The sequence below is a fragment of the Mycoplasma sp. 6243 genome, assembly GCF_051200785.1.
Taxonomy (GTDB): domain Bacteria; phylum Bacillota_I; class Bacilli_A; order Mycoplasmatales; family Metamycoplasmataceae; genus Mycoplasmopsis.
This window is the reverse complement of record NZ_CP195154.1, coordinates 1-16,975: the sequence shown is the minus strand read 5'-3', so window position 1 is coordinate 16,975 and position 16,975 is coordinate 1. Positions and strand designations below refer to the sequence as shown.

The 16,975-nt window shown below is 27.7% G+C and carries 14 protein-coding genes; 1 reads left to right on the top strand and 13 read right to left on the bottom strand.

Annotation, left to right across the window (positions count from 1 at the left end):
* Positions 1 to 74 precede the first annotated feature (74 nt).
* A complete protein-coding gene (locus tag ACR82Z_RS00070) occupies positions 75 to 4,100 on the top strand; it encodes an MGA_1079 family surface serine endopeptidase (RefSeq protein WP_435129539.1) in 4,026 nt (1,341 codons plus the stop codon).
* 535 nt (positions 4,101 to 4,635) lie between these two features.
* On the opposite strand, the gene ACR82Z_RS00065 is transcribed toward ACR82Z_RS00070, so the two are convergent.
* The 13 genes from ACR82Z_RS00065 to ACR82Z_RS00005 form a co-directional block, all read right to left on the bottom strand.
* A complete protein-coding gene (locus ACR82Z_RS00065) occupies positions 4,636 to 5,307 on the bottom strand; it encodes a hypothetical protein (protein WP_435129536.1) in 672 nt (223 codons plus the stop codon).
* A 524-nt stretch (positions 5,308 to 5,831) separates the two neighbouring features.
* A complete protein-coding gene (locus tag ACR82Z_RS00060; protein ID WP_435129216.1) occupies positions 5,832 to 5,954 on the bottom strand; it encodes a hypothetical protein in 123 nt (40 codons plus the stop codon).
* 294 nt (positions 5,955 to 6,248) lie between these two features.
* A complete protein-coding gene (locus tag ACR82Z_RS00055) occupies positions 6,249 to 6,629 on the bottom strand; it encodes a PTS-dependent dihydroxyacetone kinase phosphotransferase subunit DhaM (protein WP_435129533.1) in 381 nt (126 codons plus the stop codon).
* Positions 6,629 to 7,240 carry a dihydroxyacetone kinase subunit DhaL gene (gene dhaL, locus ACR82Z_RS00050; RefSeq protein ID WP_435129530.1) on the bottom strand — a complete coding sequence of 204 codons (612 nt, stop codon included), beginning with the start codon at positions 7,238 to 7,240 and terminating at the stop codon, positions 6,629 to 6,631. The genes ACR82Z_RS00055 and dhaL overlap by 1 nt, the downstream gene beginning before the upstream one ends.
* Positions 7,231 to 8,214 (bottom strand): dihydroxyacetone kinase subunit DhaK, encoded by a 984-nt coding sequence (gene dhaK, locus ACR82Z_RS00045; RefSeq protein WP_435129527.1) that lies wholly within the window; start codon positions 8,212 to 8,214, stop codon positions 7,231 to 7,233. The genes dhaL and dhaK overlap by 10 nt, the downstream gene beginning before the upstream one ends.
* Positions 8,215 to 8,223: 9 nt before the next feature.
* Positions 8,224 to 8,982: an MIP/aquaporin family protein gene (locus tag ACR82Z_RS00040; RefSeq protein WP_435129524.1), complete on the bottom strand. Its 759-nt coding sequence runs from the start codon at positions 8,980 to 8,982 to the stop codon at positions 8,224 to 8,226.
* Positions 8,983 to 8,989: 7 nt separating this feature from the next.
* Positions 8,990 to 10,507, bottom strand: a complete 1,518-nt coding sequence (gene glpK, locus ACR82Z_RS00035; protein ID WP_435129521.1) for a glycerol kinase GlpK — start codon at positions 10,505 to 10,507, stop codon at positions 8,990 to 8,992.
* 10 nt (positions 10,508 to 10,517) lie between these two features.
* Positions 10,518 to 11,246, bottom strand: a complete 729-nt coding sequence (locus ACR82Z_RS00030; RefSeq protein WP_435129518.1) for a glycerophosphodiester phosphodiesterase family protein — start codon at positions 11,244 to 11,246, stop codon at positions 10,518 to 10,520.
* Positions 11,239 to 12,630: an MFS transporter gene (locus ACR82Z_RS00025; protein WP_435129516.1), complete on the bottom strand. Its 1,392-nt coding sequence runs from the start codon at positions 12,628 to 12,630 to the stop codon at positions 11,239 to 11,241. Before ACR82Z_RS00025 ends, ACR82Z_RS00030 begins: the two co-directional genes overlap by 8 nt.
* A gap of 9 nt (positions 12,631 to 12,639) precedes the next feature.
* Positions 12,640 to 13,788 (bottom strand): type 2 glycerol-3-phosphate oxidase, encoded by a 1,149-nt coding sequence (gene glpO / locus ACR82Z_RS00020; protein ID WP_435129513.1) that lies wholly within the window; start codon positions 13,786 to 13,788, stop codon positions 12,640 to 12,642.
* A gap of 155 nt (positions 13,789 to 13,943) precedes the next feature.
* Positions 13,944 to 14,165 (bottom strand): RNA-binding S4 domain-containing protein, encoded by a 222-nt coding sequence (locus ACR82Z_RS00015; RefSeq protein WP_435129510.1) that lies wholly within the window; start codon positions 14,163 to 14,165, stop codon positions 13,944 to 13,946.
* A 1-nt stretch (position 14,166) separates the two neighbouring features.
* Positions 14,167 to 15,285 carry a DNA polymerase III subunit beta gene (locus tag ACR82Z_RS00010; RefSeq protein ID WP_435129507.1) on the bottom strand — a complete coding sequence of 373 codons (1,119 nt, stop codon included), beginning with the start codon at positions 15,283 to 15,285 and terminating at the stop codon, positions 14,167 to 14,169.
* Between the two features lie 134 nt (positions 15,286 to 15,419).
* The gene (locus ACR82Z_RS00005) at positions 15,420 to 16,835 is read right to left on the bottom strand and encodes a helix-turn-helix domain-containing protein (RefSeq protein WP_435129504.1); all 1,416 of its coding nucleotides are present in this window, start codon (positions 16,833 to 16,835) and stop codon (positions 15,420 to 15,422) included.
* Positions 16,836 to 16,975 lie beyond the last annotated feature (140 nt).

Below are 16,975 nucleotides of genomic sequence, written 5' to 3'. Positions count from 1 at the left end.
AATACACCAATACATAATTTGATATAATACAAAACGAATTCAATCTGTTTTAGATTGAAAATCACCTCTGCAATATGCCGAGATGATACAATGTTAATTTTCTGTTAATTTTTATGTCCTTGTTTAATAACAATGATTATCAGAAACAAGCACAAAAACAACTTAATGTAAAACTTGATGATCGACTCTCAAAATATGATTTAAATCGTTATTTAACTTCTCTTTCTTTTAATCTTAAAAATACAAAATTATGGTTACAAGAGCCAAAAAGTAATCAATTTAACTATAAATTAACTGATATAAATTTAAAAGATGATAATAAAAATACTTTGATTTTAACATATCATGCATCTGCTAAAAATAATGTCTGAAGCGGTGATGTAACAAGTGAATTAAGCATTAATAATACTGAAAAAGATGTAAATAACATTATTAATGAATCGTCGATTAAAAATCTCGATGAAATATATAATATTAATTATTTTAATTTAGGTCTTTATAAAAAAAGTGATATTACATTACAAATTCTTAAAGATAACTTATCTATCAAACAAACATATATTAACAACTACTTTAAATTTAAAATCAAAGAAAATTCAACTACTTTCTTTGATTTAAATAATAAATTAAATTTGAATATAGAACTACTATTTAATAATCATATAATTAAAACATTAAATGTATCAAGTTTAAACTCAATAGATTTTTTACCTGAAGATAATCAAACTTTTGATGCTTCTATTTCCTTAAATAATGCTTTCAAACAAAGCGATTATTATAAACCTGTAAATCTTTATGTTAACCCTATTTATTTAGGTAACACAAAATATTACAACGAAACAGGAAGCAACGGACAATACAAAGAATATCACAATGCTTTTACAAAAGCAGGTTTATTTAGATGATGATTTTGAAAACATAACATTGAACCTTTTTATGAAAAAATAAAGAGTCAATTTAATAATAAAGATTTTTTTGTTGAACCAACAACAAAAAACAACGAGAAAAATTTTCCTTTACTTGATGATGCAGCAGATCATTCAAATAAACTTTCAGCAATGCAAATAAAAAACATTGTTTTAATGTGGTTTAAAGAAAACAATCCTTGAGTTAATTATAATATTCCATCTGATGCTACGATTGATTTAAAAACTACCAATAATCACTTTTTTGAAATTGATCCAGGTGATCCGACTAAATCATCTGCTATATTCAATTTTCTAGTTACAAAAGGACAATTAAAAAAAGAAATCTCGCTTCGTTTTACAACACAAAATTTTGATAGAATTGATAATTTAACGAAAAGTCAACAAAAAGCACTGGATAAGATTTTTGAAATTTTTAGGGATAAATCTGGTTCAAAACTTTTTAACCTTATAAAAATTAAAAATCTAAATAACACACATAATAATTATTCAATAATCCAAAGAAACCCAAAAGATACATTCAATGATGTCTATATAATTCCTAAAATAGGTGAATATCAGATATATGCTAAATCATCGGCTATCGAATCAGCAGGTAAACATTTTACCGATAATGCTTTAATTACTTTTTCAATTAAAGATGGAAATGGTAATGAAATCAAATTAAATCAAAGTGATTATGATAATTTAACGCTAGATATCAAATATTGAAAACCTATTCAATATCGTGATATTAAACCTAAAAATAATAACAAATTTACTGATGATGACTTTAAACCAACACCTTCACGAAGAGAAAATAACGAAATTGATCAAAAAGATAAAGATACCATTAATAAAATTAATAGTAAAAACTTTGAATATCGCAAAGTCCTTGCTGAATTTACAGGACACAGTGAAGTTAAATACAGTGTGTTAGTTCCAACTGATATAGTAAAGCAAAATGCACAAATAATGCTTAATTACTTACTTGCATTTAAAAACACAACAGCAGAACCCGATGAAAAAAAAGAAGAATTTAAAGGTGAAACTGATAATTTCAAAAAAGAAAATACCAACAAAAACGAATACAATTACGATGATATATCTTTATCAACAGATGTTTTAAATACATTAAATTTAAATGAAATAAATAAGAAATATTTTATTTATTTCTACGATGTTCAAAATCCTGAACACGGAAAGATGATATTCAAATTAGGATTTATAGATAAAACAAACACAAACAAAAGATATCATATTAATCACTCTATCACATTGGTTAATTTAAAAAACGATTATAAAGATAAATTATATCCTGAAGTTATATTAAATAATATTAAAAAATCCGATTTAACTTTATCAAGCAACTTTGTTGCTAAAAATCTTTCTGCAAGCAATTTTAATCAATTTATTACCATAAATCCTAATGTACTAACATACAATGATTACACGGTTGCAAAAGATTATATTAAACTTGATAAACTTGTTAAAGCAGGTGATAATGTCTATGTAACCTTAAAATACGAGAAACCAGGAAGAACTATTTTCGGTAGAACATGATATTTATTAGGAAACTCTAATAATGAAGTTAAAGTTGATTTAGATATTTCAAAAGAAAAACCTTTAACAACTGTATACAAGAAAAATTCAATTTTTAGAAGCAGGGAAATTGAATTATATTATAAAGATGCATTATGAACTTTTGACAAGGAAAATAATGCTACTCATTGAATTTTAAAATCTAAATATCTTGCTAAAACTTTTGAATCCAATAATTCAAACCATCGAAAAATATATTTACATCTTTTTGGAAATGTTTTAGTTCAAAACGCAAAAAGAAAGTCAAGAATTTCTGATAGAGTTCACCAAAACAAAGGTGGATATGATTTTGAAATAGATTACGATAAATTAAAAACTCAAAAAACTATCACTATAAATTCACATACATCTAATGTTTTTTATGAAAAAGTTTCAAAAGAACTTCCTCATATACCTTTTTCATTGACTGCTACATTAAATGACTCAGGTGATATTAATTTTGTTTTCAAGATAACTGATGCAAAGTACAAATTAGTTGTTGGTAACTTATTAAGATACTTATACGGAATCGGTGATGCAAAATTTTATAACAGTGATAAATTTGATGAATTTGATCCAAATAAATCATTTCTGCTTGCATCAAATGCTGCTGCAATACATATTGAATATGAAAACAATGTTGAAGAAAATTTTGGTGTAAAAACTAATATTTTTGATTATACAAAATTAGATTACAATCAAGAAAACGAACCGATAACATTCATAAGTGATCCGAAAGCATACGATTTAAGTTGATATAATCCAAACCAAAATGTTGATTTTAAACTACATGATGGGTATTTGCAAGATAACAAATTCTTACATCGTAGTTGAAAAGAAAATGATGTAAATATAGATTTAGTTAATAATGCAAAATCTAGAACGTTTGGTTATTCTCGCGGAACTGCTACAATGCTAGCAAAAGTAAATGATGATCCAAATAGTGGTTTATTTTACATTATTACTAACAACCATGTTGAAGGTGGTAATAAATTCGATATAGATTCGCTGCAAGGAAACAATTTACCTAATCGTTTTGAAGCAGGTAGGTATATGAATATCGCTTTAGATAACTATTCTAACAATGTTGATGCAGGCCAAAACAATGTTTATACACCAAAAAACATTAAAGCTGCTATAGTTTGAACAGGTTTGAAGCAACTTGATTTAAATGGGCAAAATCCAGCTTTTGCCGATATGACAGTTGCTATTGTTGATATCAAACCTGTAATTGAACAAGCTTATAACAGTGGACAATTCGTTCGAGCAGCATGGTTTGAAAACTGATATAAATTACCTCCATTAAAACTTAATACCAATGGGCAAAATCTAGAATCATTCTCCTCAGTTCGGGCTCAGTTTGTAATGAATGGTTATCCTTATGCAAAAGAAAATGGATATTTATTAAATCGCGCTATCTTTAGTGATCAAAATGTCGGATTTAACCGACAAGATGGATATACACCTGCATATTTTAATGCCGGTAATTCTGGTACAGGTGTTATGGGTGCTGATAATAATTATATTTCTACTATAAATTCTGGTGCTCCTTTAAGTCTGAAATATTATTCAAAACTTTACATAGTTACAATGTATAAAAATTATATAGCATAAAGCAGGATTAATCACTTTTTACCAGTTTTTTTAATACCATAAAAAATTTAATTTAAGATTTTTCTGTTTACTTTTTATAATAAAACACCTTTATATAAAAATATAAAAAACAAAATCTGAAAAAGTGAGCTTGTAGCAAATAAAATATTTGCGTATCTGCCACAGATATAAAGTTTTTTGTTTCTTTTTTTCAAAAAGAAAATTCCCTACCTATTTTGTAGCATTAGGCGGGGGTTAGAAGTGGTAAAAGTGAGAAACCCTTAAAAACATTTGTATGTGTATGTTTTAAACGATTTTCCTGTAAAGGAAAATCCCAGGCACTGCTTTGGTAAAATATTCATAAATTTTGTTTGTTTGATTTTATAAATTTGTGATGTTATCGAGTTTTTTACGAGCATCTTCGAGTTCATCTAGTATTTGTTGCAATATTTTTATTTCATCAATTTGTATATTTATCAGATGAAGCAATTTTTCTAATTTTTAAATCAAGTAATTTATTAAAGGAGAAACCACTCGAAAGAAGTCTTGATATGATTTATACTTCTTTTACCCCTAATGCAAGCGTTTTTCAGAATGCTATTTTCTCATAATGAGTCATATCTTTTGTAGATATCGGTTTTGCTTCATATCTTTTATTTTTGGTTCTAAAATATAATTTTTCGTCTGTTCCTATGACAAATTTTATATCTGTGCTGCTATTAATTTTAATTCTTTTGTCATTTTCATAGGGTGCATAATTTACATTATTATAAGTTACTGCAGCAGCATTAATTTTTCTTTTTATCTCTAAATCAAAGTAATTTTCTAGGTATTCTTTATGTGGTTGTCTAAAGAAATTACTTTGTGGATTTTGTATAACACTTTTTCTTGTAATATTTAAATAATTCATTAATTCACCTATATTTTGGTTCAATTCTTCAATTGTTTTATAATTGTGGTCTTTTATTCAACTTGGAATTCTCTTTTGTGCAAAATCTCAAAAACGTTCAATATGTGGTTTTCCGTTTGATTCAGAAGTGGTTATAAATTCTATTCCTAAATCTCTTACGGCATTATATGTAGAAGCATTTGATTCAGCAGAATTATAAAAATTCTTTCTGTTATCTGTAATAATCATTTGTGGAATTCCATAATTATTTATCATTTTTTCAATATTTGATTGATGTCCATTTAATGATTCTGCTTTTTTCTCAAAATGTAATGACAAAATTAAACCTGTTGCTACATCAATGGAACCAATTAATGTTATTTCTTTATTATTTAAGAATTTGTGTGAGCATCCATCTATTTCTACCCTTTGACCAAATGAGAAATTTCGTCTTTGTTCGGTTCTAATTACTTCTTTTTCTTAGGTTTTTTAAAAACCATATTATCAAAAAGATATTCCTTATTCGTTAATTTTGCATACTTTACATATTTTTTGCAGAATTTTCGTCACTTTTATAAGCAAAAGCAGATATAACACCTAATTTTATTAGTCTTTTATGAAATTGAGAGTAAGATATATTCGAGTTTATTTTTTCATTATATAAAAACAAACTCAAATATGAATCTGTTGAACTCTTCCCGTCGCTAAGTGAGGAGTTTTTTATTATTATAATCTTCTGCTAATTTCTTTATCTCTTCATTTGAGTATTTTCAGGCATGAATGTTATCTCTATTCTTATGAAGAACAAATTTTTTAATAAACTTCTTCTCCCTTTTATATAATTTTCTTATATTTAATAACAGTTACGAGAGATTTTCCGATTTTTTTGCTAAACTCTGTATTGTTAAATCACTAAATTGCATTACTGTTTGTAAATTTATCAGTCTTGTTTTTCTGAAATTAGATAATTCAAAGTTATTGTTCATTATTAAATCCTTACAAAATTATATACTATAGTAATTAGTAAAATTTTGTTTAATAATTCACGCTATAAATTCTGGTGCTCCTTTAAGATTTTTACAAAGTTGAACCTATAGTAAAAACTTTTATAATTATTTTGGGATCAACTGAGATGGACAAAATCCATTAATATTAAACAACACTAAATCACTTGCTTCATATATGATGAAAATGAATGCAATAAATCCAAATATGTACCCACTTCCTTGGTTTTTTAAACCATTTGATAATTAATAAAACCAAGTTTTATAAACTTGGTTTTATTTTTGTAAAGGTGCTAAACTTGCTTGACAAACAGATTCAAAGTCTGCACCTGCATTGGCTAAAACATATGCAGCAAATGTGTTTTCAACAATTGCTCCCTTACTGATAAATACTTTTTTATCCTCTATCATAGGTATCATTGATTCAGCTGATAATACAGCAGAACCTAAATCAGGGAAGATAAATATTTCACTTATATCAGGATTAGATTGGATTACTTCTAAAATTTTAAAAGGATCTGTACCTAATTCTTCATTTATCCCACTTATTGCTTCTATTTTAACATTTTCTTTTTTTATAGGCAACATTTTTAACAAGTATTCTTTAATAGTCTGTGCAAGTTTTAAATAATGACTAACAATAATAAACAATTTCATTAAAGCACCTTAATTAGGTTTTTAAGTATTAAATAACTTGAATAAGATCCTGGATCAACAGTTCCAATCGATCTTTCTTTTAAATATGATGCTCTTCCTTTGTTTGCTTGCATTTCTTTAGTTTTATCAGAAAGTGATTTGACAAACTCTATTAAGTTATCTTTTTCTTTTTGCTGCAAGTTATTTTTATTTTCTAAATAACTTGCAAGTGGTTTTCAAACATCATACATTGTTTTTTCATTTAGCGAAGCTCTACCAAGTTTTTCAAGTGAAGCTGCAAAAGTTTCAATTAAGGTTTTAAATTCAACAAGGTCAAACTTCTCACTTCCTCTAAGTGTATTTCCACTTTGTAAAAATGCCATACCATACAAAGGTCCAGAAGCACCTCCAACAACTGACATCAAAGTTCTACCAACTTGATTTAAATAACCACTTAAATCAAGGTTATTAGGTCTTATTTCAGCAACTTTAACAAAACCCCGCACCATATTAAATCCATGATCACCATCACCTATCGCTTGATCTAGCGAAGATAAATAATCTTGATTATCTTGCAAATCTATATTTATCTGATGCATTGCATCAACTAAGTTCTGATATTTTACTTCCAATTTCTTACCTCGGTTGGTGCATCAAGCATTTCTTTTAATTCAGAATCTAATTTAAGTAGTGAAATAGAAAATCCTTGCATCTCTAAGGAAGTCATAAAATTACCTAAATGACTGCTATAAATATTTATATTCTTTGTTTGTAGATAATTATGAATATCATTAGCAGCAATATATAATTCCATTTCTGGTGTTCCACCAAGTCCATTTACCATTAAAGCTACATCAGAATTGCTATAATCTAAATCATTTAATATTAGATCTAACATTTCTTTAACTATTTCTTTTGATGATTTAATTCTTTCTCTTTTTACTCCAGGTTCTCCATGAATCCCTAATCCAAATTCTATTTCATCTTCTTTTAAAGAAAACGATTCTTTACCTGTGGTAGGGATAAAAATTGAATTTAGTGAAATTCCAAATGTTCTTACATTTTTAATTACTTTTTCTGCAATTCTTTTTACTTCTGATAAATTTAATCCTTTTTCTGCTGCTGCACCTGCTATTTTATGTACAAAAACTGTTCCAGCAATTCCACGACGACCAATAGTTCAAGTTGAATTTTCAACAGCAACATCATCGTCAACTAAAACACTTTCAACATTTTTTCCATTCGCTTGTGCAAGTTGTTGGGCTATTTCAAAGTTTAATTTATCACCTGTATAGTTTTTGATAATCAGTAATGTTCCTGCTTGTGAGTCTATTTGGTTGATTGCTGATTCAACTTGATCAGGTGTAGGTGATGTAAATACTTCACCAGCAACCGCTGCTGCAAGCATTCCTTGTCCTACATATCCGGCGTGTGCTGGTTCGTGTCCTGAACCACCCCCAGAAATTAAAGCAATTTTGTTTTTATCAAAGTTTGGATTATAAATAACATTAAATCCAGTAACTCTTTTAACATTTTTGTTAACTTTTACAAAACCCTCTAACATTTCATCAACTATGTTTTGTGGGTTATTTAATATTTTCTTCATAATAACTTTCTAATGAATTAACGCAAACAGTCCAATTATTGCTCCTGCTAATGATGGTGCTACCACAGGTAATCATGAATATTTTCAGTTTGCTCCTATATGTTCACTTTTACGTTTTTTAAGCATTATCGATTCTAAGAATCAATAAATTATTCTTGGTCCAAAATCACGTGCCGGATTAATAGCATATCCTGTTGAAGCACCGATAGAAGCACCGATACCTACAACTAATCAAGTTACAGGTAAAGGACCTAAACTAGCAACATCTTTTGCTGCTGCACCACGATTAAATGCTAAAATAACTCCAACCAACATTAATGTTCCTACTAATTCATAAGAAAAGTTAAAAATTAATGCTTTGTCTTTTTTGTTATCATATACTGGTCCGGTGCAATGTGAACTTCGTATAGCAGATAATTCTGTTTCTTGAATGTGTTTTCAATTTATAAAATCTAAAACTATTTGTCCTACCATCGCACCTAATAATTGAAACGGTATATATATCAATAAGGTTGCATCTTTATTGCTTATCGCACCATAAATACTTACAGCAGGATTTAAATGTCCGAAACCACCAAGAGATCTTGAGACTAAAACACCCGCCATAACTGCTATACCTCAACCAAAAATGATTACTGTTCATTTTCCTGGTTGATTTGCAAACATTTTTCTACCAGACACAGAGTAATTAACACCATTACCTAAAATAATAAGCACCATTGTACCTAAAAATTCTGATAATACCGTTAATCAAAAATGATAATCCATATTTCTCCTATTCTATATCTTTAGTTCAATTTAATGTCTTTTTAACCGCTGTTTGTCAGCCTTTAAGCAAGTGATTAATCTTTTCTTGACTAAATGATGGTGAAAATACACGGTCAATTTGATTTATTTGTTTAATTTCTTCTAAATCTTTCCAGTAACCTACCGCTAAACCAGCTAAATATGAAGCACCTAAGGCAGTTGTTTCAATATTTTTAGGTCTTTCAACTTTTAAATTTGAAATTGAAGCTTGAAATTGCATTAAGTAGTTAGAATTAGATGCACCTCCATCAACTTTTAAAGCCACAATTGGTTTACCTAAATCTTTTTGCATCGCTGAGATCAAGTCATTTGATTGATAAGCAATAGAATCTAAGGTTGCCTTAATAATATGTTCACGTTTGCTTCCACGTTCTAAACCAAAAATTGCTCCACGAGAATATGAATCTCAATATGGTGCTCCTAAACCAGTAAATGATGGAACCACATAAACTCTTTGATCATCGTTTACTAATGAAGCAAAAAAGTCTGATTCTGCTGCGTTATATAACAATCCAACCGAATCACGAAGTCACTGAATCGCTGCACCGGCAACAAAAACCGAACCTTCAAGGGCATAAACAACTTTTTGATCACCTAGTTTTCAAGCAATAGTAGTAAGAAGTTTGTTTTTTGAATCAACTGCCTCATTACCGGTATTTACAAGTGTAAAACATCCTGTACCATAAGTATTTTTAACCATACCAACTTCAGTACATAATTGTCCAAATAATGCTGATTGTTGATCTCCAGCAACACCTGTAATAGGAACTTGTCCTAACGCTTTATTTGATCAATGGTATGGACTTACCACTCCAAAGTGTCCTGATGATGATTTCACTTTAGGAAGAATTGATTTTGGTATTTCTAATAAATCTAAAATTTCTTGATCTCAATCAAGTGTATGAATATTAAATAACAATGTTCTAGAAGCGTTAGATACATCAGTTGCGTGTACTTTTCCGTTTGTTAATTTTCATATTAGTCATGTATCAATTGTTCCTGCAAGCAATTTTCCTTGTGCAAGTTTTTCTTGAGCTTCTTTAATATTTTTTAAGATTCAACGAATTTTTGTTCCTGAAAAATATGGATTAATAATTAATCCTGTTTTAGAACGAAACATTTCTTCTTTACCATCTTTTATTAAGGTGTCACAAAATTCAGCTGTTCTACGATCTTGTCAAACAATCGCGTTATATACAGGTAATCCTGTTTCTTTATCTCATAAAACCACTGTTTCACGTTGATTTGTAATCCCTAACGCTGCAATATCATGAGATTTAATTTTTGCTGCATGTTTAGCAGTTTGCATAGTTGAAAGTTGTGTATTTCATATTTCAAGTGGATCGTGTTCTACTCAACCTGATTTAGGAAAATATTGGGTAAATTCACTTTGAGCACTTGCTTTTATATTCCCATCATGGTCGACTACTAATGTGCGACATGATGTGGTACCTGAATCAAGTGTAATAATATATTTATCTGTCATACAACCTCTATTATTTCTTTTCGAATTTATAGTTACTTATTTGAGCATAAACCAATGAATCATTAGCATATTCATCAAATTTCTTCTTGTCTTTTAATGTTCATAACATCAAAGGTAAGTTGATTTTTTTATATTTTTCTTTATCTTTATCATATAAAACCCATCAAGGATTTAAGAATTCGCAAATTTCTTTAATCTCTGTAACAGAAATAGAATTAAATTGTGTTTGAGTCCAAAAAAGAAATCCCAAACGGTATTTTGAAGAAATTTTGTGCATATTTCTTAAGGTTTGGAAATTAAATGATGAAAATACTATTTTTTCAAAGTATTTATCACCATATTTTTCAGATAATTTATGTAATTTTTCTTCGATCCCTTTATAATCTTTTTGATCAGTTTTAATTTCAACATTAATTACCTGAAATTTGTCTATATATGCATCTAAAAACTCTTCTAAGGTTAAAATAGTTTGTGGTTGAGTTTTAAATTTAAAGAATTTTGAATGATCATCTTTACGAAGATCTGCTAATGTTGTAAATTCAATTTCCTTTGATGTCAATGATGTTCGATTTGTTGTTTCATCATGGATGATAACAAGTTCTTTATCTTTTGTTAAATGAACATCAAGTTCAACTCCATCAAAATTAAATTGATATGCCATTTCAAATGACAACTTTGTGTTTTCAGGTGCGATACCCGAATAACCTCTGTGTCCTAAAATTAATTGTTTACTAAGCATTTTCTAATGTTCTCCATCTATAATTTGTTTTTCCGAGTTTCTTTAGTTCTTTACTGTTAGCGATATGAACTATAACACCTGCAATTAGTCCGATAATCGCTATTGCAAGTGTAATCACAAGAATAATTTGATATCCTGTTTGAGATGTATTTGTCGAATTATTTTCTGTATATCTTTTACCCACTGCAGCTGTTACATTATATAATCAAGCATCGGTTGAAAATCCGATAAACGATAAAATCCCAACCGATGAAGCATAAGAATTCTTTTCAATATGTATTTCACCAACTTGTGTATATCTTAATGTAACCATAGCCCAAGATAAAATCCCTGCTAATAAGTATAAAATACTACTTATAACTATCACAGCAACAGAGGCTGATTTAGGTGCAAATCCCAGTAGAATAATAATTCCTAAAACAATAATTCCTATTCCTGTTGTAATTAATAAGAATAATATATAACTTCTAAATTTGTCTGCTCAACGACCTATAAATGTTGATACAATCGTTCTAAGTCCATATGTTCTTAATCCACCCAAAACAGTTACAAGTATTACGGGTGCTGAATATGAATTTTGAATCAATTGTAACAAATAGTAAGCAAAGACACTTTGGAAAGTATACATACCCATTACAAATAATGATAAAGCTCATAATTTTCAGTTTTTTAAGGCTTTATAAACCTCTAAAATGTTCTTTTTAACCTTTGCTCAAGAAAGTTTATCATTATTCTTTTGCATTGGTTTTTCAGGAACTAAAACTAATACAAGCACTGATGTAACCACTAAAAATGATGCTATTAAGAATGCATAAGTTGAAAATGGTATATGTGAACTAACATCCTTTGGTGCTCAGTATGTAGTAATCATAATTCCAATAAAGAACACAAATAATAATCCGATTAAACCGTTTGCTGTTCCTTGTATCCCGTATGCTAAACCTTGATTTTCCTTAGTTGTTTGTTGGGAAACAAGTTTTCATAAGGGTGTTCAGAATACTAATGTTGATGAAACACCTCATAATCCAAATATAATTGAATATTGAATAAACACACTTTCTTTTGAATATGTACTTGAGTTTCAAATCACCCCACCAAACCAAAAAGTTATTATTCCTGTTGAAAATACTGCTATAAACAACAATCATCTTGAACTGAATTTGTTGGCAAGGACCCCCCCCGGTAATTGAGTAACTAAGGTAACTCATCCTATTATCGATGTAAGGGAAGCAACTTGATCTTCACGTATATTCAAATATGTGTGTAAATTAGGTATTATATTTTTAATATAATATGGAGCTGCAATTACAAACACATCACAAGCTGCTAAAATAACTAAAGCAATGATTTGTTTGTATGTAAGTCCTTTAAATTTACTAATCATATCTTCCTTTTAAAATCTAACTTTGTATTTAGGATTGAAATGTTCTTTTTTTTCTAATTCCAATCCTGCTTTTTCTACTAATTTTGCTATTTCTTGTGCAATAGCTGGAGCAGAAGCAATAGCTGGTGATTGCATTCCTGCTGCATTTATAAATCTTGCATTTTTCTTTGCTGGTCTTATAACAAAATCATTTGTTTCTATGTCAATTGGACGCGATCCGGCAAGTGTCATAATAGTACGATCTAAACGAAGTGAAGGAATAATTTGTGTTCCTATTTGACCGATATAATCAAATTTTTCTTTTGTCACAACCCGAGTTTGATCTTTAGGAACACCCTCTTCTGCTGTAGGTCCCACCATTACATGTCCATCTAGCATAGGTGCAACGATAACGCCTTTTCCGTGAATTGTAGGAACTTTAAAGCATATAGAATTAACCACACCACCTTCAGAACGCGCAAGAATTCTATACTCACCACGTCTGGTTGTTTGTTTAAAATCACCATAACCTGCTTTTTCGGCTAAAACGTCTGCATAGTGCCCAGCAGCATTAATTACAACAGAAGCAGTTATTACTTCTTTTTTATTTATATGAATTTTAAAGTCTGTTTCATCAAACTCTATATCTTTGACTGCTGCATTATTTCGCAATTCAACTCCGTTGTTTTCTGCAGCACCTAAAAATGCAAATGTTGCACGAACGGGATCTATTGCTCATGAACTTGTGCATAAAAGAGCTCCATGAACATCAGGATTTACATTCGGCTCTTTTTTAAGAACTTCTTCTTTTGTAAGAACTTTCATGAATTCAGCAGGCACTTTATTTATAATTCCGCGTTCATAAAGCATATGGACATGCTCCATTTCTTCTTCGTTAAATGCTAAAATTAACGAATCAACTTGTGCTCTAGGAAAATCTAAATATTTAAATATTTTTTCTCTTCATAATTGATTACCTAAAACATTTAATTTTGCTTCTACTTTACCTGGTTCTGGATCAAAACCTCCGTGGATTGCTCCTGAATTACCTCTAGATGTTTCATCAGCAAAAACTGGATTTTTTTCTAAAAGCAAAATTTTTAATTTATATTGTGATAGTTCATATGCTATCGAAGCACCGATAATACCACCACCAATAATAACAACGTCATATTTCATAATATCCTCCTATAATATTAATTATAGAAAAATTATTTATTATCTTTATTAATTAATAATAAAAACTTAATTATTTTGTTTTTAAAAGAAATTATTTCCGTATTTTTGCCATAAATATGAGTTTTTTAAATAAAATCTAAGAATTATCTTAGATTTTATATTTCTGAATCAATACTTGTTATTTTGTATACATCATTATTTACTCAAACAATATCATTTATATATATTTTTGAACTTCTTCCTTCGGGGGTTTTTCCGTTTATTTTTATGTTATTTTCTTGTAAATATAATTTTGCTTGTCCACCTGAGTCTATTTCTTCTATTTTTTTAAGAAATTGTCCCAGTTTGATAAACTTACCTTTTATTTTTATATTCATATTAATACCTTCTTATAGGAGTAATTAGTTGTATATGATTTTTGTTTTCATCTGAAAGAACAAAAATACGATCATTTGTCTCGTTTATTTTTAAGTATATTTTTCCGTTTGGTAATACAGAAACAGCATCTTTAATAAATTGAAAATCTATATCCATTTCTAAAGGTTTTCCATTATAAGTAATATTTTTTGTTGATGCTTGAGATATACCAAGTTCAGGGACTTCAAAACTTAGTTTTAATTCTTCTTGATTTATAAAAAATGATAATCTACGTACTTTATCAGAGTTATAAAAAACAACCTTATTTATTAATTTTAAAAATTCTTCTTTTTCTATACTTAATGTTTTAGAAAAAACAGGTGTTATAAAATTATTTATATCAAGATAATTTAGTTTTGTTAAATTAGTAAAAATAACTAAGTTATTTGCAGATATACCGATTTTTTCTTCATCAAAAAATACTACTATTTCTTCAGGCATATCTTTAAAAATAAGTTTCTTTAAATTTTTAGCTTCAACAATCACGTTTATATTTATTTCTTTATTTATATTTATTAATAAACTTGATAATCTAAAACTATCTGTCGCTGTCAAACGCAGTTTATTTATATCAGTATTTTTTATATTTATACATTTATATAAAAGAGCAGTTAATCTTTCGTTTGTTCCTTGTGAAGTAGATATTGAAACATTATTAATTGCTTCTTCTAAAATTTTTGATTTTATAGTAAATTGATTTTTCTTTAAATCGAAATTGATAAAAGGATATGAATCAGAATTTAATTGTGTTAAAGTATATTTAGTTGTCTTGTCATAAATTTTTATATTTTGTCCATAACTTTCAAATGTTATTCTATTATCCATTTTTTTAATTATGGTTCTTAATATGTTTGAACTAATTAAAAATATTCCTGCTTCATCTACTGATAAATCTTTTTCATCTACATTAATTATAATTCTAGCCGCTAAGTTATTTTTTGCTGAAATCAAAACAAGTTTATCTGCATCTATTTTAAAATAAATACCACGATACGGAACAAAAGCATCATTATTATCGTTATAAGAACATAAAAAATCTATATTATTATCAATAACATTTTTTGATATTGTAAATTTCATAAATTTCCCCTTATTATTTATATAATTTCTTGTGAATAAGTGCTTTAAAACTAAAAAGCATAAAATAAGCTATAAAAACCTTAAAAATTTAACTTTTTGAACTATTAACAACTTATTTATTTATGTATAAATGTTTATTTTAAACCACGGATTTCCCGAGAAAGTTGTTCGATAGTTTTTTGAATTGATTTGTCATATACATCATTGTTAATTTTCTTAATAGCATTTAATATAGTTGTGTGATCTTTATTGAATATCTTTCCTATTTCTGTGGATGAAAGAGAAAGAAAACTATTCACTAATATGATAGCTATATGTCTTGCAACAACTATTTCTTTTTTTCTAGATGAACCATATATATCTTTTTCGGATATCCGATAATATTTAGCAACTGCCTTAATAATACTTTCTGAATTGATTTCGACTTGCTGTCTTACAACATCAGCGAAAATTTTTTGAATAACATCATAAACATAATTTGTATTAATAAGTTTGTTTCGAGAAAAAGAAACACGTTTAGCTGCACCCAATAAAGCACGAATTGAACTAAAGTGATTTTTAACTATAAATTGTTTTGAATTTTCATCTAATATATGAAAATCAAAACCTTCTAAATCAAGAACAAAACCCAATAAGTTATACATTTCTTTTTCGTTTGGATTTTTAATTTTAGTAATTAAACCAGATTCCAATCTTGTTATAAGTCTGTCATCAAATTTATTTTCTAAGTCGTGTATATTAAGTTCAGCAGCAACTACTGTAAGTTTATTGCTTTGGATTCTTCCATCTATAATTTCGTATATGAAATTTTTAGTTTGTTTTTTTTGTCCATCACCAAAAAGTTGAAAATCATCAAAAACAACTAAATCTAATTCTGTAAAAAACTTAATTAAGTTAGAAATCTTTAAAGATTCATTTGACATTAATAAAGAAGAAATTTGTCTTGTAAAAGAGTTAGGAGAAATATAATAACCTTTTTTACCTGCTTTAACAAATTCGTTTCCTATCGCATGTAAAAGGTGGGTTTTTCCTATACCAGAACTACCAAAAATATATAAAGTATTCAAACCAAAAGGATTGTTAATTAAATTTTGACAAATTTCAACAACTTCTTCATTAAAACCATCTTTTAAATAATTATCAAATGTTTGATTTCGAACAAAGTTGTTTGATAATTTTTTCTTTTCTTCTTTTGTGATAACTTTAGAATTAATTTTTCTTTGTTCTTCTTCTGTTTCTTTTTGATATTCTGTTTTGTTTTTTATTGTTAATTTATAAAAAACTTGTGTTCCAAATATTTCCTTTATTGCTTTATCAAAAATTTCTTTATAAAAACCATTTAATCCTAAAAGTGATTGCTCTTGTTCTAGTGGTATATATATAACTAATATGTTTCTACTAAAATCAATGATTTTCATCTTAAAAAAGAAAGACTTTCAAATAACATTGTCTGTTATTTCGTTCCTTAAATAACTTTTAAGTTGTTCAGTCAATGAATCGAGTTTAACATCTTCATAATTGTTTATGTTTTTAACAACTTCATCATTCATAAATTAAATTATAAAGTAAATAATATACACTTACAAGAATAATTAAAAATAATGATAAAATACCAAGCAAATATAAAAGTTATTCACAACTTCTACTGCTAAAATATACATATATTAATACTTATTAACAACATTTTTTT